18 protein-coding genes are annotated in these 20,274 nt (G+C 70.3%); 5 read left to right on the forward strand and 13 right to left on the reverse strand.

Annotated features, from left to right (window positions below; all coding sequences use genetic code 11):
• Positions 1-44: 44 nt before the first annotated feature.
• The 5 genes from secD to AC1PK7_RS13630 all read right to left on the reverse strand — a co-directional run bounded on the left by secD (position 45) and on the right by AC1PK7_RS13630 (position 7,536).
• Positions 45-1,889: a protein translocase subunit SecD gene (secD, locus tag AC1PK7_RS13610; RefSeq protein ID WP_420007303.1), complete on the reverse strand. Its 1,845-nt coding sequence runs from the start codon at positions 1,887-1,889 to the stop codon at positions 45-47.
• A 56-nt stretch (positions 1,890-1,945) separates the two neighbouring features.
• A complete protein-coding gene (gene yajC / locus AC1PK7_RS13615) occupies positions 1,946-2,290 on the reverse strand; it encodes a preprotein translocase subunit YajC (protein WP_010343515.1) in 345 nt (114 codons plus the stop codon).
• 319 nt (positions 2,291-2,609) lie between these two features.
• On the reverse strand, positions 2,610-3,755 hold the full coding sequence (gene tgt, locus AC1PK7_RS13620) for a tRNA guanosine(34) transglycosylase Tgt (RefSeq protein ID WP_043095645.1): 1,146 nt from the start codon (positions 3,753-3,755) through the stop codon (positions 2,610-2,612).
• Positions 3,756-3,906: 151 nt separating this feature from the next.
• On the reverse strand, positions 3,907-5,736 hold the full coding sequence (locus AC1PK7_RS13625; RefSeq protein WP_481098476.1) for an ABC transporter ATP-binding protein: 1,830 nt from the start codon (positions 5,734-5,736) through the stop codon (positions 3,907-3,909).
• 225 nt (positions 5,737-5,961) lie between these two features.
• Positions 5,962-7,536, reverse strand: a complete 1,575-nt coding sequence (locus AC1PK7_RS13630) for a serine hydrolase (protein WP_481100898.1) — start codon at positions 7,534-7,536, stop codon at positions 5,962-5,964.
• Between the two features lie 412 nt (positions 7,537-7,948).
• Here AC1PK7_RS13630 and AC1PK7_RS13635 point away from each other — a divergent pair, with 412 nt between their 5' ends.
• The 3 genes from AC1PK7_RS13635 to AC1PK7_RS13645 all read left to right on the forward strand — a co-directional run bounded on the left by AC1PK7_RS13635 (position 7,949) and on the right by AC1PK7_RS13645 (position 10,963).
• Positions 7,949-8,788, forward strand: a complete 840-nt coding sequence (locus AC1PK7_RS13635) for a DUF72 domain-containing protein (RefSeq protein ID WP_481098477.1) — start codon at positions 7,949-7,951, stop codon at positions 8,786-8,788.
• Positions 8,789-8,988: 200 nt separating this feature from the next.
• The gene (locus AC1PK7_RS13640) at positions 8,989-9,963 is read left to right on the forward strand and encodes a 2-keto-3-deoxygluconate permease (protein ID WP_481098478.1); all 975 of its coding nucleotides are present in this window, start codon (positions 8,989-8,991) and stop codon (positions 9,961-9,963) included.
• 52 nt (positions 9,964-10,015) lie between these two features.
• On the forward strand, positions 10,016-10,963 hold the full coding sequence (locus tag AC1PK7_RS13645; protein WP_481098479.1) for a DMT family transporter: 948 nt from the start codon (positions 10,016-10,018) through the stop codon (positions 10,961-10,963).
• Positions 10,964-11,161: 198 nt separating this feature from the next.
• Here the strand turns inward: AC1PK7_RS13645 and AC1PK7_RS13650 are convergent, their stop codons facing one another.
• From AC1PK7_RS13650 to AC1PK7_RS13660, 3 genes are all read right to left on the reverse strand, one after another.
• Positions 11,162-12,229, reverse strand: coding sequence for a sensor domain-containing diguanylate cyclase (locus tag AC1PK7_RS13650; protein ID WP_481098480.1), 1,068 nt, complete (start codon positions 12,227-12,229; stop codon positions 11,162-11,164).
• 115 nt (positions 12,230-12,344) lie between these two features.
• The gene (locus tag AC1PK7_RS13655; protein WP_481098481.1) at positions 12,345-13,064 is read right to left on the reverse strand and encodes a pseudouridine synthase; all 720 of its coding nucleotides are present in this window, start codon (positions 13,062-13,064) and stop codon (positions 12,345-12,347) included.
• 234 nt (positions 13,065-13,298) lie between these two features.
• Positions 13,299-15,257: a DEAD/DEAH box helicase gene (locus tag AC1PK7_RS13660; protein WP_481098482.1), complete on the reverse strand. Its 1,959-nt coding sequence runs from the start codon at positions 15,255-15,257 to the stop codon at positions 13,299-13,301.
• Positions 15,258-15,520: 263 nt separating this feature from the next.
• Between AC1PK7_RS13660 and AC1PK7_RS13665 the strand changes: the two genes are divergently transcribed.
• Both AC1PK7_RS13665 and AC1PK7_RS13670 read left to right on the forward strand, forming a co-directional pair.
• Entirely contained in the window at positions 15,521-15,742 is a 222-nt protein-coding gene (locus tag AC1PK7_RS13665; RefSeq protein WP_209029390.1) for an RNA-binding S4 domain-containing protein, read from the forward strand.
• A gap of 67 nt (positions 15,743-15,809) precedes the next feature.
• The gene (locus AC1PK7_RS13670) at positions 15,810-16,133 is read left to right on the forward strand and encodes a hypothetical protein (RefSeq protein WP_420007311.1); all 324 of its coding nucleotides are present in this window, start codon (positions 15,810-15,812) and stop codon (positions 16,131-16,133) included.
• 190 nt (positions 16,134-16,323) lie between these two features.
• Here the strand turns inward: AC1PK7_RS13670 and ubiM are convergent, their stop codons facing one another.
• The 5 genes from ubiM to AC1PK7_RS13695 form a co-directional block, all read right to left on the reverse strand.
• Complete coding sequence (gene ubiM / locus AC1PK7_RS13675; protein WP_481098483.1) at positions 16,324-17,511, reverse strand: 5-demethoxyubiquinol-8 5-hydroxylase UbiM; 1,188 nt, start codon at positions 17,509-17,511, stop codon at positions 16,324-16,326.
• A gap of 99 nt (positions 17,512-17,610) precedes the next feature.
• Positions 17,611-18,000, reverse strand: coding sequence for an MAPEG family protein (locus AC1PK7_RS13680; RefSeq protein WP_010343499.1), 390 nt, complete (start codon positions 17,998-18,000; stop codon positions 17,611-17,613).
• 43 nt (positions 18,001-18,043) lie between these two features.
• Complete coding sequence (locus AC1PK7_RS13685; RefSeq protein WP_481098484.1) at positions 18,044-18,631, reverse strand: DUF4019 domain-containing protein; 588 nt, start codon at positions 18,629-18,631, stop codon at positions 18,044-18,046.
• A gap of 63 nt (positions 18,632-18,694) precedes the next feature.
• Positions 18,695-18,982 (reverse strand): hypothetical protein, encoded by a 288-nt coding sequence (locus AC1PK7_RS13690; protein WP_010343497.1) that lies wholly within the window; start codon positions 18,980-18,982, stop codon positions 18,695-18,697.
• 86 nt (positions 18,983-19,068) lie between these two features.
• A complete protein-coding gene (locus tag AC1PK7_RS13695) occupies positions 19,069-20,112 on the reverse strand; it encodes a COG3904 family protein (RefSeq protein WP_420007315.1) in 1,044 nt (347 codons plus the stop codon).
• Positions 20,113-20,274: the final 162 nt, after the last annotated feature.

The raw sequence follows: 20,274 nt of genomic DNA on the forward strand, positions 1-20,274 counted from the left end.
CGCGCCTGCCGGCGCGGGGTCGTGCGGAAGATGGCGTGCGCGGCTCAGATCGCCACGGACTTGAGCTTCTTGCGACGGCCGTAGATCAGCACCGCCAGCGCGCGCGACACGGTGATCGCGGTGAACATCGAGGCGAAGATGCCGATGATCATGGTCAGCGCGAAGCCCTTCAGCGGGCCGGTACCGAACGCGTACAGCGCCACGCCGACGATGATGCCGGTGAGGTTGGCGTCGAGGATGGTGCCGCCGGCCTTCTCGTAGCCGGCGGCGATCGCCGACTTGGGCGGCACGCCCAGGCGCAACTCTTCGCGGATACGTTCGTTGATCAGCACGTTGGCGTCCACCGACAGGCCCACCGACAACGCCAGGCCAGCGAAGCCCGGCAGGGTCATGGTGGCGCCGAACAGCGACATCACCGAGACCACGATCAGCAGGTTCATCAGCAGCGCGACCGAGGTGATCAGGCCGAACATGCGGTAGTACACGCTGAAGAACACCAGGGTGAACAGGAACGCATAGACCACCGCGGTGATGCCGCGCTCCACGTTCTCCGCGCCCAGGCTGGGGCCGATCACGTATTCCTCGACGAAGTCCATCGGCGCGGCCAGCGAACCGGCGCGCAGCAGCTTGGCCAGGTTCTCGGCCTCGGTCTTCTCCAGGCCGGTGGTCTGGAAGTTCTTGCCGAACACGCCGGCGATGCGGGTCGGCGCCAGCGCCTCCTCGTTGACGCGCACGCTGCGCACTTCCTTGCCGTCGACCATGGTCACGGTGGGGATGCGCTCGATGTAGACCACCGACATCAGCTTGCCGGTATTGGCGCTGGTGTAGTCGAACATGCGCTGGCCGGCGGCGTTGTTGAGCGTCACCGCCACGGCCGGCATGCCGTTCTGGTCGGTGCTGACGGTGGCGTTGACCATCTGGTCGCCGGACACCAGCACGCGCTTGCTCAGCAGCACCGGGGCGCCGCTGTCGCGCAGGCGGTAGACCTTGGCGTCGGGCGGGATGTTGCCGCTGCGCACCGCGTCCTCGGCATTGCCGTCGACCACGCCGCGAAACTCCAGGGTGGCGGTGGCGCCGATCATGCGCTTGGCCTCGGCAGTGTCCTGCACGCCCGGCAGCTCGACCACGATGCGGTCGTCGCCCTGGCGCTGGATGATCGGCTCGGCCACGCCCAACTGGTTGACGCGGTTACGCAGCGTGGTGAGGTTCTGCTCGATGGCGCCGGCGGCGATCTGCTTCAGCTCCGCCTCCGGCACGGTGACGGTGATGGTCTGCCCGGACACCGCGTAGCTCAGGGTCGGCTGCGCCTTGGCGATGGCGGCGCGCGCGGCGCTGGCGTCCACGCCCTCGCCCAGGCTGACCTGGATGCTGTTGTCCGGACGGCGCTCGACCGAACGGTAGGCCAGACGGCCGTCGCGCAAGGTGGTGCGGATGTCTTCGGCGAAGGCGTCCAGGCGCTTTTCCAGCGCCGCCTTCTGGTCCACCTGCAGCGCGAAGTGCACGCCGCCGACCAGGTCGAGGCCCAGCACCATCGGCTTGCCGCCCAGCCGCGACAGCCAGTCCGGCACGGTCGAGGCCAGGTTCAGCGCCACCGTGTAGTTCTCGCCCACCTGCTGGCGCAGCACGTCGTTGGCACGGGTCTGCGCCTGCAGGTTCGGCAGGCGCACCATCAGGCTGTCGCCTTCCTTGTCGACCCGCTTCGGGGTGATCCCGGCCGTCTTCAGGTCGGCGAGGACCCGCTCGCGCAGGGCGTCGTCGATCTTGCCGCCACGGCTGGCGGTGATCTGGACCGACGGATCCTTCTGGTACACGTTGGGCAGCGCGTACAACGCGCTCAACGCCAGCACGATCAGGATGAGGACATACTTCCAGCGCGGAAACTCGAGCATTGCGGGACCCCGCACGACGCCACGCCGGCGTCGCGCCTAGCATTAGGAGAAATGGATCAGGCGGACTTCAGCGTGCCCTTCGGCAGGACATTGCCGACGGCGCCCTTCTGCACGCGGATGCGCACGTTGTCGGCCACTTCGATGGTGATGAAGTTGTCGCCGATGTCGGTGACCACGCCGGCCACGCCGCCGGAGGTGATGACCTCGTCGCCACGGCCGAGCTTGTCCAGCATCGACTTGTGTTCCTTCTGGCGCTTCATCTGCGGCCGGATCATCACGAAATACATCACCGCGATCAGGATGATGGGCAGCAGGAACATCTGCAGGCCGCCACCGGCCGGGGCGGTGCCGCCGGCGGTCTGGGCCTGGGCGACGGGGATCAGGAAATCGAGCGGATTCATCGGGTGCGTCCTATGGTTTGGGCAGCCCGGCGCCCTGGGGGCACGGACCGCTGGTTTGCCTTGAGGCGGCAAGCAGCCGCCGATTATGCCACGATCTTCCTTCACCCTCCGGAACCGCCGCGACGCCCCTCCCTTCTCCCGTCGGGACCCACGGCCCCCTTCTCGGGGGAAGGTGCCGCGTAGCGGCGGATGAGGGTCCGGGCGAAGCCACGTGTCATCTCGACTGCACGAGGCTGCGCCCGGACCCTCGTGTCACTTGGACTGCACGAGGCTGCGCCCGGACCCTCACCCCAACCCCTCTCCCGGTGGGAGAGGGGCTTCAGCCCTGCTCCGACGGGAGTGGTGTGGCTTCGACCCCGCGCGCCGCATAGAAGGACCGCCGGAACTGGGCAAAGGTTCCCGCCGCGATCGCCGCGCGCATGTCGGCCATCAGCTTCTGGTAGTACCAGAGGTTGTGCAGGGTGCCGAGCATCGGCGCCAGCATCTCGTTGCAGCGGTCCAGGTGGCGCAGGTAGGCGCGGGTGTAACCGCTGCTGCAGGCGTGGCAGCCGCAGCCCGGCTCGATCGGGTCGAGGTCGCGCTCGTACTTGGCGTTGCGGATGCGCACCGTGCCGAACGAGGTGAAATAGTGGCCGTTGCGCGCGTTGCGGGTCGGCATCACGCAGTCGAACATGTCCACGCCGCGGGCCACGCCCTCGACCAGGTCCTCCGGCCGGCCCACGCCCATCAGGTAGCGCGGGCGGTCGCCGGGCAGGCGCGGATGCAGGTGCTCGAGCATGGCGTTGCGCTCGTGCTCCGGCTCGCCCACCGCTAGGCCGCCGATCGCATAGCCGTCGAAGCCGATCGCCTGCAGTCCCTCGATCGAGCGGCTGCGCAGGTCCGCATGCACGCCGCCCTGGACGATGCCGAACAGCGCCGCATCGTTGCCCAGCGCGTCGTGCGCGTCGCGCGAGCGCTGCGCCCAGCGCAGGCTCAGTTCCATCGAGCGCCGCGCCACGTCCTCGGTGGCCGGGTACGGAGTGCATTCGTCGAAGATCATCACGATGTCCGAATCGAGCACCCGCTGGATCTTCATGCTCTCCTCCGGCCCCAGGAACACCTTGGCGCCGTCGGTCGGCGAGGCGAAGGTGACACCCTGCTCGCTGATCTTGCGCCGGTGCGCCAGCGAGAACACCTGGAAACCGCCGGAATCGGTGAGGATCGGCCCGTCCCAGCGGGCAAAGCCGTGCAGGCCGCCGTGGTCGCCGATCACGTCCAGGCCCGGGCGCAGGTACAGGTGGAAGGTGTTGCCGAGGATGATCTGCGCGCCCAGCGCCTTGATCTGCTCGGGCAGCACGCCCTTGACCGAGCCGTAGGTGCCCACCGGCATGAACGCGGGGGTCTCGACCGTCCCGCGCGGGAAGGTCAGGCGGCCGCGACGGGCGGCGCCGTCGGTGGTGTGGAGCTGGAACTGCAATCGGGACATGGTCTGGCGAACGTCGGTAAGCCGGGCATTGTCGCATTGCCGGGCGGCGGGCGCCGCCCCTGGGCGAGGCACGGCGTCCCGCCGCCCGCCGGCAGCGCCGCCAGGCGTGCCCTGCCCCGCTGCGCCGCAGCCGCCTGGTGCGGCGCCGTTTTCAGTCCGCCGCGACGAAGCCGCCGGTCTGGCGCGCCCACAGCCGCGCGTACAGGCCGCCGCGGGCGACCAGCTCGGCGTGGGTGCCGGTCTCGACGATGGCGCCGCGGTCCATCACCACCAGCCGGTCCATCCGCGCGATGGTCGAGAGCCGGTGGGCGATCGCGATCACCGTCTTGCCCGCCATCAGCTCGTCCAGGCTGTCCTGGATCGCCGCCTCCACTTCCGAATCCAGCGCCGAGGTGGCCTCGTCCAGGATCAGGATCGGCGCGTCCTTGAGCAGCACGCGGGCGATGGCGATGCGCTGGCGCTGGCCGCCGGACAGCTTGACCCCGCGCTCGCCCACCTGGGCGTCGTAGCCGCGCTGGCCCTCGCCGTCCTGCAGTTGTTCGATGAACTCGTCGGCGCGCGCCTTGGCCACCGCCGCGCGCAGTTGCGCCTCGCTGGCGTCGGGACGGCCGTACAACAGGTTGTCGCGGATCGAGCGGTGCAGCAGCGAGGTGTCCTGGGTGACCAGGCCGATCTGCTGACGCAGGCTCTCCTGGGTGACGCCGGCGATGTCCTGGCCGTCGATCAGGATGCGGCCCTGCTCCAGGTCGTACAGCCGCAGCAGCACGTTGACCAGGGTCGACTTGCCGGCACCGGACGCCCCGACCAGGCCGATCTTCTCGCCCGCGCGCACCTGCAGGTCGAGCCCGGCGATGACCCCGCCGCGCTTGCCGTAGTGGAAGTGGATGTGCTCGAAGCGCACCTCGCCGCGCTCCACGCGCAGCGGCACCGCGTCGGCGCGGTCCTGCACCTGCGCCGGCTGCGCGATGGTCTCCATGCCGTCCTGCACCGCGCCGATGTCCTCGAAGATGCCGTTGACGGTCCACATGATCCAGCCGGACATGTTGTGGATGCGGATCACCAGGCCGGTGGCCAGGGTGATCGCGCCGACGCTGATCTGGCCACGGCTCCACAGCCACAGCGCCAGCCCGCAGGTCACCGCGATCAGGAAGCCGTTGACGATGGCGATGGCGCTGTCCATCGCCGTGGTCATGCGGGTCTGCCCACGGTGCTTGACCGCCAGCTCGTCGATCGCCTCGCGCACGTAGGCCTGCTCGCGCCCGGCATGCGAGAACAGCTTGAGCGTGGCGATGTTGGTGTAGCCGTCGACGATGCGGCCCATCGCCTTGGAGCGCGCGTCCGAGGCGATCCAGGCACGCTGCTTCATCCGCGGCACGAAGTAGACCATCAGCGCCACGTAGGCCAGCACCCACACCAGCAGCGGCGCCATCAGCCAGGGATCGGCCTGCGCGAACAGGTACAGCGCGCTGCCGGTATAGACCACGATGTACCAGAGCGCATCGACCATCTGCACCGCCGACTCGCGCAGCGAAGTGCCGGTCTGCATCACCCGATTGGCGATGCGCCCGGCGAAGTCGTTCTGGAAGAAGCCCAGGCTCTGCCGCACCACGTAGTTGTGCATCAGCCAGCGCGCGCGGTTGCTCAGGCCCGGCACGATGGCCTGGTTCACCAGCAGGTTGTGCAGGGCCACGAACAGCGGCCGCGCCACCAGCACGATGAAGGCCATCCACAGCAGTTCGCCCGCGTGGCGCTGGAAGAAGTCTGGCCCCGGCTGCTCGGCGACCATGTCGACGATGCGGCCGAGGAAGTCGAACATCGCCACTTCCACCAGCGCCAGCGCGAGACCGGCCAGCAGCGTGGCCAGCAGCAACGGCCACAGCGGGCGCAGATAGTGCAGATAGAAGCGCACCACCCCACGCGGCGGCATCTGCGTCTCGATCTTCGGAAAGACCTCGATCAGGGACTCGAACCAGCGGAACATCGCCACGTCACGCCTGAAAAGGGGCGTCAGGGTAGCGTATTCGGCGTCACGGACCGTGACGCCGGGATTGGGGATTCGGGATTGGGGATTCGCAAAAGCGGCTCCCTGCGCGCTTCATCCACCTGTAGGAGCGGCTTCAGCCGCGACCGGGCCTTCTCGGTAAAGCCCGGTCGCGGCTGAAGCCGCTCCTACGAATCCCGAATCCCCACTCCCCAATCCCGGCCTTCACTCCGGCGTCAGCACCAGATCCTGGAAATCGAAGCTGAAATCGGTCAGCGGCGAGATCGCCTGCATGCGTGCCTCGCGCACCTTGCCGTCGGGCGTGAGCGCGAAGTTGATGAAGGCGTCGGCGTTGAGCGAGCGGTCGCGCCAGCGCACGATGAAGGTGTCGTGCTGCCAGTGCTCCAGGCTGCCGACCAGTTGCGCGGTCTTGCTGAACTGCAGTTCCAGGCGCTTGCCCTGCTGGCGCACCACCACGTCGCCGTACCACGGGTCGCGGTAGGTGCCGGCGTAGCCGGACAGCGGCAGCGACGGGGTGGACTTGGCGTCACGCGCCGCGACGTGCTTGGCCCAGTCCTCGTCGGCATTGGCGTCGGCCTTGGCCACGGCCTTGGCGTAGGCGGCGGTCCAGTCGGTCGCCGGCGCGCCCAGGTAGGCGTCGAGCACGCGCAGGGTGATCGCGTTGAAGGCGGCGCCGACCTCCTGGTTGGTCAGCACGATCACGCCCAGCTTGCGCTCCGGCACCAGGGTCAGCCGCGAGACCATGCCCGGCCAGCCGCCGGTGTGCCAGACCAGCTTGGCGCCACGGTAGTCGCTCAGGCTCCAGCCCTCGCCGTAGCCGGCGAAGTTGGGCTTGGCCGGCAGCAGTTCCGGCACGCTCGGCTCGGAGATCGCGATCGGCGTGATCATCTGCCACATCTCCTGCTGGCGCTGCGCGCTGAACAGCTGCCGCGCCTGGCCGTCGGCCGACGGCAGGCGCCCGCCGTCGAGCTGCACCTGCATCCACTTGGCCATGTCGTGCACGTTGGCGTAGATGCCGCCGGCGCCGGAATTGTTGGACCAGGTCAGCGGCGCCACCGTGCGCAGCTCGCGGAAATCGAACTTCGCATGGCCGACCGCGGCTGCATCGCCCGGCTGCAGATGATCGCTGTTGATGCGCGCGCCGGTCATGCCCACCGGCACGAAGATGCGCTGGCGTACGAAGTCGGCGTAGCTCTGCCCGGACACCTGCTCGATCAGCTTCTGCGCCACCGCATACAGGATGTTGTCGTAGGCGTAGCGGTCGCGGAAACCGCCCTTCAGCGGCACGTGCGCCAGCCGCCGCACCACCTCTTCGTTGCTGTAGCTGGTGGCCGGCCAGAACAGCAGGTCGCCGGCGCCGAGGCTCAGGCCGCTGCGATGGCTGAGCAGGTCGCGCACGCGCATCTCGCGGGTGACGTAGGCATCGGACATCTGGAACCACGGCAGGTGGTCCACCACCCGGTCCTCCAGCTTGAGCTTGCCCTCGTCGGCCAGGATCGACAGCGCCGCGGCGGTGAAGGCCTTGGTGTTGGAGGCGATGGCGAACAGGGTCTGCGCGTCCACAGGTTCCGGCTTGCCGAGTTCGCGCACGCCATAGCCGCGCTCCAGCACCACCTGCCCATCCTTGACGATGGCGATGGCGATGCCCGGCACGTCGAACTGCTTGCGCACGCGCTCCACCTGCGCGTCCAGATCCTGCAGCCCCGGCGGCAATGCGGCCGGCGCCGGTGCGGGAACCGCGGTGGGGGCCGGCGCCTGCGCCTGCACGGTGGCGCTCATCGCCAGCAACAGGCCGCAGCCCATCGAGATGCTCTTCAACTGCGTCGCTCCTGAAGAAGGGAAACCGAAGCCGCACGCCACCGCGCGCGCACCTGGCGAGTGTAGAGCCTGCCAGGCCCTTTGCGGCAGGCCCTCAGCGGCGGCGAGCGCCATTGTGGCGACTGCCGCTCCGACCGGTACCTGCGCTGACGGCCCACGTCGACAAGCCAGGCAGCCCGACGCCACAACCACGTTCCATCTTTGTCCCCGCAAGTGCTCGCCGGCACGCCATACGACCTCGCGCACGCCCCCCCCCCCACGCAGGCCACGGCCGCCACCGCCACGACACGTCCAGCCCCTGCGTCCCGCGACGACACCCCGCAACGCCACGCTGCGGCACAATCGCACCCCGCCCGCAGCCGGACCCGCCCGCATGAACGACCTCTTCGACTCCGCCCCGGCCGCGCCGGACGGCATCCGCGTCGGCATCGGCGGCTGGACCTACGCACCATGGCGCGGCGGCATGTTCTATCCGCAGGGCCTGGTGCAGCGCCGCGAGCTGGAGTACGCCAGCCGCCACGTCACCAGCATCGAGATCAACGGCACCTACTACGGCGCGCAGAAGCCGGACACCTATGTGCGCTGGCGCGACGAGACGCCGCCGGGCTTCCTGTTCTCGGCCAAGGCGCCCAAGCGCATCACCACGCTGCGGAGGCTGGCCGGTGCCGGCACGCAGGTCGAGGACTTCGTCGGCGGCATCGCCAGCCTCGGCGACCGCCTCGGCCCGCTGCTGTGGCAGTTCGAGCACGGCCATCGCCTGGACCTGGACGACCTGGCCGCATTCCTGGAGCTGCTGCCGCGCAAGGTCGGCGGACACCGGCTGCGCCACGTGCTGGAAGTGCGCGATCCGGCCTGCGTCGGCCCGGAACTGCTGCACCTGACCCGCCGGCACGGCGTGGCCACGGTGTTCACCGATTCGCCCGAATTCCCCTCCTTCGCCGACCTGAGCACCGACTTCGTCTATGCGCGGCTGATGCGCAGCCGCGCCGACCTCGCCCATGGCTACCCGCCCAAGGAACTGCAGGCCTGGGCCGCGCACGCACAGGCCTGGCGCCGCGGCGAAGATCCGCAAACGCTGCCGCACGCGGACGCGACGGTGGCCAAGACCACGCCGCGCGAGGTGTTCGTCTACTTCATCAGCGCCGCCAAGGAACGCAATCCCGCCGCGGCGATGGCCTTGCTGAAGCTGCTGGGGTCCGCCGCACAGGCGTGACGCGTTCGGCCACGCACATGCGATGTGGCACACGGCGTAGGCGCGACCGGCGACGCCACGGCCGCAACACGACTGAACCGAGCCTCGCGCGCGCACACCCGGCGACACCCGCCGGTCGCCCCGCTGCGGTACAACACCGTCCGTCCGGCGCCGTCGCCGGGCCGCGGCCCCGCGCCGCGCCTCCACACGCGGAGCCCTCGATGCGGATCAAGCACACGCTCGAACGTCTTCCCGGCGGCATGATGCTGGCACCACTGCTGCTCGGCGCCCTCTGCCACACGCTGTGGCCGCAGGCCGGCGCCTGGTTCGGCTCGTTCACCCAGGGCCTGATCGGCGGGCTGGTGCCGATCCTGGCGGTGTGGTGCTTCTGCCTGGGCGCCTCGATCCGGCTGCGCAGCGGCGGCCGCGTGCTGCGCGCCTCCGGCGTGCTGGTGCTGACCAAGATCGCGGTGGCGTGGCTGACCGCGGTGATCGCCGCGCGCCTGTTGCCGCCAGGCGGCATCGTCGCCGGCCTGTGGAGTGGCATGTCGGTGCTGGCGCTGGTCGCGGCGATGGACATGACCAACGCCGGCCTGTTCGCCGCGCTCATGCAGCAGTACGGCCGCCGCGGCGAGGCCGGGGCGATGGCGCTGATGTCGCTGGAATCCGGTCCGCTGGTGACCATGCTGATCCTCGGCACTGCCGGCGTCGCCAGCTTCGAACCGCGGTTGCTACTGGGCGCGGTGCTGCCACTGCTGATCGGTTTCGCGCTCGGCAATCTAGACCCGGCGCTGCGGGCCTTGTTCGCGCGGGCGGTGCCGGCGCTGATCCCGTTCTTCGCCTTCGCCCTGGGCAACACCCTGGACCTGCGCATGGTCGCCCATGCCGGCTTGGCTGGGATCGCACTCGGCCTGCTGGTGATCGTGGCGACCGGGATCCCGCTGCTGCTGGCCGATCGCTGGCTGGCCGGCGGCAACGGCAGCGCCGGCCTCGCCGCCTCCAGTACCGCCGGCGCGGCGGTCGCCACGCCGGCGCTGGTGGCGGCCGTAGCGCCGCAGTTCCGGGCCACCGCGCCGGCCGCGACCGCGCTGGTGGCGACCTCGGTGGTGGTGACGGCGCTGCTGGTGCCGCCGCTCACCGCCGCCTATGCGCGCAGGATGGCGCGGGCCGGATCGCCGCCGGCGCCAGACGCCTGACCCGCGTGCCGATCTGCGACCGTCGCGGCGCGCTTTGCGCGACAATACGCGGATGCCGATGCACCCCACCACCAAAGCCCAGCTGCAAATCCATTTCTGCGTCCTGCTGTGGGGGATCACCGCGATTCTCGGCAAGCTGATCACCCTGCCCGCGCTGCCGCTGGTGTGGTGGCGCATGCTGATGGTGGTGGCGGCGCTGGCGCTGCTGCCGCGGGTGTGGCGCGGACTGGCGGCGCTGACGCCGAAACTGGCGCTGGGCTATGCCGTCGTCGGCGCCCTGGTCGGCCTGCACTGGCTCACGTTCTACGGCGCGATCAAGCTGGCCAATGCCTCGGTGGCGGCGACCTGCATCGCGCTGGCGCCGGTGTTCACCGCAGTGATCGAACCGTGGGTGGCGAAGCGGCCGTTCCGCCCCAGCGAACTGGCCTTCGGCCTGGCGGTGCTGCCCGGCGTGGCGCTGGTGGTCGGCGGGGTGCCGCACGGCATGCGCGCCGGCGTGGCGGTCGGCGCGGTGTCGGCGTTGCTGGTGGCGGCATTCGGCTCGCTCAACAAGCGCCTGGTCGACCATGCCGATCCGCTGACCGTGACCGCGCTGGAACTGGGCGCCGGCACCCTGACCCTGACCGCGCTGGCGCCGTTGCTGCCGTTGGTGCTGCCGGCGCTGAGCGGACCGTTGCTGGTGCTGCCCAGCCTGCACGACACCGCACTGCTGCTGGCGCTGGCGCTGCTGTGCACGCTGCTGCCGTTCGCCCTGGCCCTGGTCGCGCTGCGCCGGCTCAGCGCCTATGCGGTGCAACTGGTCACCAACCTGGAACCGGTCTACGCAATCGTGTTCGCGATCGTGCTGCTGGACGAGCAACGCCAGCTCACCGGGCTGTTCTACCTCGGCGTGGCGGTGATCCTGGGCGCGGTGTTCCTGCATCCGCTGTTGACCCGCGCGCGTCCGGTCCAGCACCCGGAACTGCTGGCGACCTGCGAGGCGAAGAACGTGGTGGAGTGAGCGCTGGGGCGTTCACTCCGGCATTGGGGATTGGGGAGTCGGGATTGGCCCCGTTCCGTGCAGTTGCGGCATCACCGCAGGCCAACGCGAAGGGTGCGGCATGCTGGGGAAGTAGCCCCTCTCCCCCTGGGAGAGGGGTTGGGGTGAGGGTACGGCGCGAAGGCGTCCGGCGCGATTTGAGTTCGCGAGGTGGCGTGCCTACGCCGCCAGCGACACGCAATCGCGGCCGGCACGCTTGGCCTGGAACAGGCCCTGGTCGGCACGCTTGAGCAGGTCCTCGGCGCTCTCGTGGTCCTGCAGCGTGGCCACGCCGATGCTCGCGGTCAGCGGGATGCCGAGTTGCAGCAGGCTGGTGTCCTGGCGCAGGCGCTCGCAGGTACGCATGGCCTGCACCGCATCCATGCCGGGCAGCAACAGCGCGAACTCGCCGCCGCCGTAACGGGCCACCACGCTGTCCGGCGGCAGGCGCGCGCGCAGCATGTCGGCCAGCGCCAACAGCGCCTCGTCGCCCTTGTCATGGCCGTGCAGGTCGTTGACGCTCTTGAAGTAGTCCAGATCCAGGATCGCCACGCTGAGCGGCGCCGAACCCGGCTGCGCCGCCTCGGCGTGGATCATCAACGCGGTGGCGAAGGCACGGCGATTGAGCAGGCCGGTCAGCGGATCGGTGCGGGCCTGCTCCAGCAACTCGGCGTTGAGCGATTCCAGCGACTCCTGGTACTGCAGCAACTGTTGCTCGTACCAGGCGCGTTCGCGCAGTTGCAGCGCCAGCGCATGGCTGCTGCGGCGCAGTTCGATCAGTTGCATCACCTGCCGCGACAGCGCCTGCAGCGCCGCCAGTTGTTCCGGCTCCAGGGTGCGCGGGCGATTGTCGAGCACGCACACCGTGCCGACCGGCAGGCCCTCGCGGGTCAGCAGCGGCGCGCCGGCATAGAACCGCACCCCGCCCTCGGTGACCAGCGGATTGTGCTGGAAGCGCGCATCGGCGGTGGCGTCGGCGACCACCATGACCTGCTCCGGGGTCAGGATGGTGTGCCCGCAGAACGACTCGTCGCGCGCATTGCTCAACAGGCACACGTTGCGCTGCGCCTTCAGCCATTGGCGTTCGGCGTCCACCAGCGAGATCAGCGCCGAGGGCGTGTCGCACAGCTTGGCGGCGATGTCGACCAGATCGTCGTAGGACGCTTCCGGTTCGGTATCGAGGATCTGCAACGCATGCAGCGCCTGCAGGCGTGCGGCTTCGTTGGCGGGCTTGCGAGGCTTGATCACGGAGTACCCGGTGGAAGCGACGGTTGGCGTTGCGCAGTATGGCCAAATCCGTGGCGGACGCCAGCCCCGGCACGGCCGGCGCCGGCGGCGGCCGGCCGCCGGCACTGAGACGCGGTTACCACTCCTGCCGCTGCGGCAGCAGGCCGCGCAGTTCCTGCTCGGTGAGATTGCGCCACTGGCCCGGCTTCAGCGCGCCGAGCTTGATGTTGTCGATGCGCACGCGGCGCAACTGGGTGACCCGGCAGTCGAAGGCCGCGGCCATCAGCCGGATCTGCCGGTTGAGCCCCTGTTCCAGCACGATGCGGAAGCCGAACTTGGCGATCCGCGCAGTGCGGCACGGCAGGGTCATCTGGTCGTGCACGCGCACCCCGCGCGCCATGCCGCGCAGGAATTCGTCGGTGACCGGCTTGTTCACCGCCACCAGGTATTCCTTCTGATGGCGGTTCTCGGCGCGCAGGATCTCGTTGACGATGTCGCCGTTGCTGGTCATCAGGATCAAGCCCTCGGACTCCTTGTCCAGGCGCCCGATCGGGAAGATGCGCTGCTCGTGGCCGACGAAGTCGACGATGTTGCCCTTGACCGCGCTCTCGGTGGTACAGGTCACCCCGACCGGCTTGTTCAGCGCGATATAGACGTGGCGGCGCCCGCTCTTGGCCTTGGCGCGTGCGCGCAGCGGCTGCCCGTCGACCTTGACCTCGTCGCCCTCGCCCACCACCGAACCGACCCCACCCGGCTGGCCATTGACGGTCACACGGCGCGCGGCGATCAGCCGATCGGCCTCGCGGCGCGAGCAAAACCCGGTCTCGGCGATGTGCTTGTTGAGGCGGACTGGCATGGGGCGGGGATTCGGGATTCGGGATTGGGGATTCGTCAAAGCACGTGATCGCGTGCGGCGACGATACGGGTAACCAGGCAATGAACAAGGTCGGGCGGCAGGCGGACGGCGGCCGGGGCGCGACTCGCATGCCCGAGTCACCGCACGGAAGCGACCTGCCCGACGGCACGGGAGACATCGGGATCAGGGAACGCGACAACCAATCCCCAATCCCGACTCCCCAATCCCCGCCTCTCAGCGCTTCGGCGGCCCCTTGCGCGGCGGGCGGTCGGCGGCGAAGCGGCCGGCCGGGCGCGGGCCGGCGGCGTTGGGCTTGCCGCCGGGCTTGCCGGTACGGGCGAACTTCGGCTTGAACGGCGCGCCGCCGGCATCGTCGCCGTCGAGCTTGCGCATCTGCAGTTGCTGGCCGGACACCCAGACTTTCTTCAGGTGCGTCAGCAACTCGCGCGGCATGTCCGCCGGCAGGTCCAGCACCGAATGGTCGTCGTGGATGTCGATGCGGCCGATGTACTTGCTCTCCAGCCCGGCCTCGTTGGCGATCGCGCCGACGATGTTGGCCGGCTTGACCCCATGCTGGTGGCCGACCTCGATGCGGTAGGTCTCCATGCCCACTTCCGGCGCGCCGCGCGGCGCTTTCGGCGCCTTGTCGCGGCGCGGCGCCTCGAAGCTGCCGACGTCGCGGTGGTAATCGAAATCCTCGCCGCGCGCGGCCGGGGCCGGACGCGCCGGACGCTCGCCGTCGTCGCGACGCGGCGCACGCGGCTCGCGCTCGAACTTCGGCTCGAAGCGGGGGCGCTCGGGGCGCTCGCCACGCTCAGGCCGCTCGCGCCGCTCGAAGCGCTCGCCCTGCGGCGGGCGCGGACGGTCCGGGGCCAGCAGCAGCGGCGTCTCGCCCTGCAGCAGGCGCGCCAGCGCCGCGGCCACTTCCACCATCGGCACGTTCTTCTCGGCCTCGAACTTCTGCAGCAGGTCGCGGTACATGTCGATGCCGCCAGCGGCGATGGTCTCGCTGATCTTCTCCATGAAGCGGCTCACCCGCTGGTCGTTGACCGCGTCGACGCTCGGCAGTTGCATTTCCTCGATCGGCTGGCGGGTGGCGCGCTCGATCGCGCGCAGCATGCCGCGCTCGCGCGGGCTGACGAACAGGATCGCCTCGCCGCTGCGCCCGGCCCGGCCGGTGCGGCCGATGCGGTGCACGTAGCTTTCGGTGTCGTAGGGGATGTCGTAGTTCAGCACATGGCTGATCCGCTCCACGTCCAGGCCGCGCGCGGCCACGTCGGTGGCGACCAGGATGTCGAGCTTGCCGTCCTTGAGCTGCTGGATCACCCGCTCGCGCTGCGCCTGCTGGATGTCGCCGTTGATCGCCGCCGCGGCCAGGCCGCGCGCCTGCAGCTTCTGCGCCAGCTCGTCGGTGCCGGCCTTGGTGCGGGCGAAGATGATCATCGCGTCGAACGGCTCGACCTCCAGGATCCGGGTCAGTGCGTCGAGCTTGTGCAGCCCGCTCACCGCCCAGTAACGCTGGCGGATGTTGGCCGAGGTGGTGGTCTTGGAGGCGATGATCACCTCGGCCGGATCGTTCAGATAGGTCTGCGCGATGCGCTTGATCGCCGGCGGCATGGTCGCCGAGAACAGCGCCACCTGGCGCGAGTCCGGCAGCTTTTTCAGCACCGCCTCGACGTCATCGATGAAGCCCATGCGCAGCATTTCGTCGGCTTCGTCGAGCACCAGCGTCTTCAGTTCGGACAGGTCCAGGGTGCCACGGTCCAGGTGATCGATCACCCGTCCCGGGGTCCCCACCACCACGTGCACGCCGCGCTTGAGCGCCGACAACTGCTGCACGTACGGCTGGCCGCCGTACACGGGCAGCACCTGGAAGCCGGGGATCGCGGCGGCATAGCGATGGAACGCCTCGGCCACCTGGATCGCCAGTTCGCGGGTGGGCGCCAGCACCAGCGCCTGCGGCTTGCGCTGGGCGAAATCCAGCCGCGACAGGATCGGCAGCGCGAACGCGGCGGTCTTGCCGGTGCCGGTCTGCGCCTGGCCGAGCAGGTCGCGGCCGGTCAGCAGCGCCGGGATGGTGGCGGCCTGGATCGGCGACGGCGACTCGTAGCCGACGTCGGCCACCGCCTTCATCACAGCAGGGGAGAGGCCGAGATCTGCGAACAGCAGCGGCGCGGGGGTATCTTGGGACATGGGAGACTCCGGGGGCGCCGCAGAGAACCGGCAGGCGCAAAGAAGCCCCTATTGTGCGCCCTGACGGGCCGCATGTCGAAAGCAGGTGAAAGGCACCGTTCAGGCGTGACCCGCTCCGCACTGCCGGACGACGGCCTTGGCGCGGGGTCCGCAAGGCCAGCGCAACGGTCCGCCGCGGCGGCAACAGCCCGCAGCCAGCGACACGCTGGGCGTTTTGTTCGCGAATGACCGACAATGGGCGCCGATTTCCGAGCAAGCCCCCAATGCAGACCATCGATCTCCAGCTAGAAAGCGACTACGTGGAACTCAAGCACCTGTTGAAACTGACCGGCCTGTGCGACAGCGGCGGCGCGGCCAAGGCCGTGATCAGCGAAGGCCAGGTGCGCGTGGACGGCGAGGTCGAACTGCGCAAGGCCTGCAAGGTGCGCGCGGGCCAGGTGGTGCAACTGGGCGACGTGCAGGTGCAGGTGCTCGGCAAGCAATGATCGCCATCGGCGCGCCCGGCCCGTCGTGCGCCGACCGGCTGCGCCTGCCAACGCGGCGTGCCGCGCGATGCTGATCGAACTCGGCACCCGCAACATCGCGCCGTCCGCGGAGGATCCGCACCACGACGTATACATCGTGCAGCTCGATCCGGACGCGGCAAAGCCGTTCTGCCTGGGCCAATCCATCCGCGGCGGCCATGCCGAACGCGGTGGCTGCATCTTCCTGGCCCTGGACGAACTGGAGGCCTGGCCCGGCGACTGGCGCCGGCACCTGCGCCACGCCGGCTGCGCCTGGGCCATCGCCCCGATCGAAGCGGCGCAGCGCTCCGGCGACCTGCAAGCCGCCCTCGCCGAGCTCGTCGCCGGTGCGGCGCAACCGCGTTCACCCTGAGGTTGCCGGCCCGCAGATGCATGCCCTCCGCCCCTCGTAGGAGCGGCTTCAGCCGCGACCACGCCTTACCAGGAAAGCCCGGTCGCGGCTGAAGCCGCTCCTACGAGGGAGCGCACAACAGGCTCGGCCGCCGCGACAACCACCACAGCGCACGCGCCGACCCGTCGCTCTACTCGCCGCGTGCCTGACCCTAGCGCCCCATCGCCGCCACGCGCTGGGTCAGGTGCGCGGCGATGGCGCGCTTGAACGGCGCGACCCGGTCGGCCACGCGCAGCGCGGCGCTGCGCAGCGCGCGCGCCGGCAGGCGGTCGTCGGTGTACAGCGCGGCAATCGCATTGGTCGCCTCGTACAGCGGACGGGTGGCCAGGCGGTGTCCGCGCTGGTAGCCGGCCAGCAAGGCCGGCGCGGCGATGTCGCCGCCGCGCGCGACCGCGTCGTGCAGCGCGCGCGCCAGCCGCGCCTGGCTCTGCAGGCCGAAGTTGAAGCCGTGCGCGGTCACCGGATGCATGCCCACCGCGGCGTCGCCGATCAAGGCATAGCGCTCGGCGACGAAGCGCTGCGCGTACACCGCCACCAGCGGATACGCCTGCGGCCGTACCAGCGGCGTCATCGCCCCGAGGCGATGCTCGAAGCACGCGCCGATCTCCGCCCCCAACGCCGCCTCGTCCATCTGCAGCAGCGCCTGCGCGCGCTCCGGCGGCAGGGTCAGCACCGCCGAGGCCTGGTTGCCGTGCAGCGGCAGCAGCGCCATGGTGCGGCCGTAGCCGAACCACTCCCAGGCCGTTTGATGGTGCGGACGCTCATGGCGCACCCGGCACACCAGCATGGTGCGACCGAAATCGCGCAGCTGCGCGCCGATCCCGCTCATGCGCCGCGTGCTGGAAAAACGGCTATCGGCCGCCACCACGAGCCGCGCGGCCACAGTGCGCCCGTCGGAGAGCTGCACCTGCGCCTGCCGCGCGTCGCGGCGCAGCGCCTGCACCGACACGCCGTCGAGCAGGCTCAGACCGGCCTGGCCCTGCACCGCGGCGAACGCGGCGCGGCGGATCAGGTGATTGGGCACCAGCCAGCCCAGGTCGCCACGATCGCCCTCGCCCGCAGCGAAGGTCAGCGCGAACGGCGAGGAACCGTTCATCACCCGCGCATCGCGCAGCGGCGCGATCGCCTGCGGATCGATCCGCGCCCACAGGTCCAGCTGTTCCAGCAACGCCCGCGAGGCATGGGTCAGGGCGATTTCGCGGCCATCGAAGGCGGCCCCGGCCAACGCCGCGCGCGGCTGCGGCTCGATCAGCGCCAGCGACAGGCCGCTGCCGGCCAGCGAGCGGGCGAAGCACAGGCCGGCAGGGCCGGCCCCGACGATGGCGATATCCACTTGCATGCGGCGACTCCGTGATCGGACCCGGCCAGGATACGACCGCCGCGCGCCGCGTCCTTGATCTGGATCAGCGCTGCGACGATCGGTCGCAGCACGGCGCGCTCAGAACAGCGCCCACACCAGTTGCAGGATCGCCCACAGCGACACCACCCACACCAGGCTGCGCACGTACGGCACGCCGGCCGCGTACAGCGGCACATAGGCCACCCGCGCCCACAAATAGATTTGCGCCGACAGCGCGGTGTGCGCATCGCCCCTGCCCAACGCGGCCACCGCCACCGCGGCGGCGGCGAAGAACGGGAAGGTCTCCAGGAAATTGCGCAGCGCGCGATCCAGGCGCCCGGCCACGCCGGCCGGCGGCGGTTGCGGCGCATCGCGTGCTCCCGCGTTCCACTTCAAGCCGCGTTGTGCGGTGACGAAGGCGGAGGCGAGCAGCAGTTGCGCGATCCCGAGCAGGATCGCCCAGGCCAGCATGCGGATTTCGGTGGGCATCGGAGCCTCGTCGGGAACAGGAAGATGGCGCGCAGCATGCCGTTCAATCGGGCATGGCGACGTGATAGCCCACCAGGCGCCAGGTCTTGTCCTCGTCCAGCCGCAACGACACCAGCTCGCGCACCGGCTGCGGCGCATTGGCGAAGCGGCTGGGGAAACTGATGTTGACGTAGGTGCCAGGCGGCACCTGCGAGCCGGCGGCATACTGCACCCGCGCCACGCTGGCGACGCCGCGGCCGACCAGCGTACCCAACCGCGCACGCGCGGCGTCGATTTCGCGCACGAACACCGCGCGCGTCACCGCCTTCTTCGCCACCGCCGAGGCGCCGTCCCACAACTCGCCGGTGCGCCCGGCATCGACCAGTTGCGCAGCGCGCAGGCCGGCCTGCGCCATCTGTGCGTCCTGCTTGGCCAGCGGTCCAGGCGCGGGCGCGGCAGGGCCGGCATGGCGCGGCGCCGGTTTGGGAGCCGCCGCGGGCGCGGCAGCAGGTGTGGTGGGCGCCGCTGGCGGGGCAGTCGTCGGCGCGGGCGCGGACGATGCCGGCGGCGCGGTCTGCGCGGAAGCGACGCCAGCGACGAGCGCCAGCAGGACGAGCGTGAGGCGGAACGGGACGGAGATGGACAAGGACATCGCTCGGCAGCGGCGGTGGCAGGGGCCGCAGTCTACGCGGCCTGTGCGGACCAGCGCAGCGGCCTACGGCGTCTCTTCGCCCGCCACGACCGCAGTCTCGCTCGCCACTGCCGCAGCCGCGGTCGGGGCGGCGTAGCGCTGCCGGTGCCAGGCGCGCCAGCTGGCCCACAGCGCCCAGGCGGTCGCCGCGAGCAGGGCAAGCAGACTCAGCAGCGAGCCGGTCCGCGCCAGCCAGGGCGCGTGCAGGCCGTTGGCGAGGTGCAGCAGCACTTCGGCGATCACGAAGCCGCCCAACGCCAGCAACGCCGGGGGCAGATACAGCCGCAGCATCAAGCGGGTTCCGGCGGCCATGCGCATGCTCCGGGATGGAATGTGGCGACGCTAGCCCCGCGTCCATGCCCGCCACGTGAATGGGCGGGATGCGCCGCAGCGGCCGTTCAGGCGCCGGGCGAGGCCAGCGGCAGTGTCGCCACGTCGATCTCCGACAGCGGACTTTCCGCCGGGCAGGCCTGGTCCGGGAATCCGAAGCGCTGCTTCAGCGCCTGGCCGCAGGCGGTCAGGCTCTCCAGGTCCACGTCTTTTTTGGTCTTGCACTCCTGGTCGAAGGCGACCAGGAACGCATCCTTGCGCCGCACGAAATCGTCGCCGCACTTGCGCAACTGCTTGATCCGCTCCAGGTCGTCCTGCACCGCGTTGGTGCCGTCGAGCCCGTACTGCTTGAGTTCGTCGCTGCTGAGCAGGCGCAGGCTGCGGTTGGGCACGGTCATCATCAGGTCGGCCACCGCCACCGCCACGCCGTTGCGCTCCAGGTAGTCCTTGACGTTGCCGTAGACCTCCTGCAACTCGCGGTTGAGTTCAGCGCGCGAGGTCGCGGTGGAGCTGATCCGCATCATCCGGTGGATGCCGACCTTGCCGGAGATCAGCCGGTTGTCGCCGGCGGCCAGCACGAACACGCAGGCGCTGTGGCAGACCGAACCTTCGCGCACCCACACGGTCCAGCCGGATTCGCCGATCGCATCGCCGGCGCGGATCGCCGCCTCGACCTGGCCGCCGCTGGAATCGAGGTCGAGCACGCGCTTGCCGATGCCGGTCTGCCTGGCCACCTCGGCCAGGCGCCGCACCATTTCGGCGAAGCCGGCGTTGATCTTGCCGACATAGCGCACCCGCATCAGCCCACGCTCGCGGCACGGCGCCAGCGCCGCTTCCACGGCGGGCCGGTCCAGTCCGGCCAGCGGCTGGCCGTCGCCGGCCTCGGCGGCATAGTCGGTGTCGCAGCTGATGAAGGCCTCACCGTTCTCCAGGGTGGCCTCGTCCCAGGCCTGCGGATCGCGCTTGGGTGCGACCGCATGCGGCGGCGGTGCCGGCGGTGAGCCGATCGAGACCATGTGCTCGCCATCGGCGGAGGGGCTGTCGGCGACGGTCCGCGGTGCCGACGCCGGCTGCTGCCCGCAGGCCAACAGGCCCAGGCAACACAGCGACAACCAGCAGAGTCTGAAAGGAGCAGCCAAATGGAGGTCCACGGCGATCACGGAAAAGCCAGGCGCCGGGCGCCTGTGGACCTAGTCTAGTGCCGCAGGGCGGAACCTCCCCAACTGCGCCTAAACCGCGGGCGCTACCGCCACGCGAGCGCGACGGCATTGCTG

Source organism: Xanthomonas sp. NCPPB 3174 (assembly GCF_056725205.1).

What these genes read in the sequence shown, in the direction of transcription:
- secD (WP_420007303.1), bottom strand. Translation starts at nt 1,889, where the DNA reads ATGCTCGAGTTTCCGCGCTGGAAGTATGTCCTCATCCTGATCGTGCTG.
- yajC (WP_010343515.1), bottom strand. Translation starts at nt 2,290, where the DNA reads ATGAATCCGCTCGATTTCCTGATCCCCGTCGCCCAGGCCCAGACCGCC.
- tgt (WP_043095645.1), bottom strand. Translation starts at nt 3,755, where the DNA reads ATGTCCCGATTGCAGTTCCAGCTCCACACCACCGACGGCGCCGCCCGT.
- AC1PK7_RS13625 (WP_481098476.1), bottom strand. Translation starts at nt 5,736, where the DNA reads ATGTTCCGCTGGTTCGAGTCCCTGATCGAGGTCTTTCCGAAGATCGAG.
- AC1PK7_RS13630 (WP_481100898.1), bottom strand. Translation starts at nt 7,536, where the DNA reads ATGAGCGCCACCGTGCAGGCGCAGGCGCCGGCCCCCACCGCGGTTCCC.
- AC1PK7_RS13635 (WP_481098477.1), top strand. Translation starts at nt 7,949, where the DNA reads ATGAACGACCTCTTCGACTCCGCCCCGGCCGCGCCGGACGGCATCCGC.
- AC1PK7_RS13640 (WP_481098478.1), top strand. Translation starts at nt 8,989, where the DNA reads ATGCGGATCAAGCACACGCTCGAACGTCTTCCCGGCGGCATGATGCTG.
- AC1PK7_RS13645 (WP_481098479.1), top strand. Translation starts at nt 10,016, where the DNA reads ATGCCGATGCACCCCACCACCAAAGCCCAGCTGCAAATCCATTTCTGC.
- AC1PK7_RS13655 (WP_481098481.1), bottom strand. Translation starts at nt 13,064, where the DNA reads ATGCCAGTCCGCCTCAACAAGCACATCGCCGAGACCGGGTTTTGCTCG.
- AC1PK7_RS13660 (WP_481098482.1), bottom strand. Translation starts at nt 15,257, where the DNA reads ATGTCCCAAGATACCCCCGCGCCGCTGCTGTTCGCAGATCTCGGCCTC.
- AC1PK7_RS13665 (WP_209029390.1), top strand. Translation starts at nt 15,521, where the DNA reads ATGCAGACCATCGATCTCCAGCTAGAAAGCGACTACGTGGAACTCAAG.
- AC1PK7_RS13670 (WP_420007311.1), top strand. Translation starts at nt 15,810, where the DNA reads ATGCTGATCGAACTCGGCACCCGCAACATCGCGCCGTCCGCGGAGGAT.
- ubiM (WP_481098483.1), bottom strand. Translation starts at nt 17,511, where the DNA reads ATGCAAGTGGATATCGCCATCGTCGGGGCCGGCCCTGCCGGCCTGTGC.
- AC1PK7_RS13680 (WP_010343499.1), bottom strand. Translation starts at nt 18,000, where the DNA reads ATGCCCACCGAAATCCGCATGCTGGCCTGGGCGATCCTGCTCGGGATC.
- AC1PK7_RS13685 (WP_481098484.1), bottom strand. Translation starts at nt 18,631, where the DNA reads ATGTCCTTGTCCATCTCCGTCCCGTTCCGCCTCACGCTCGTCCTGCTG.
- AC1PK7_RS13690 (WP_010343497.1), bottom strand. Translation starts at nt 18,982, where the DNA reads ATGGCCGCCGGAACCCGCTTGATGCTGCGGCTGTATCTGCCCCCGGCG.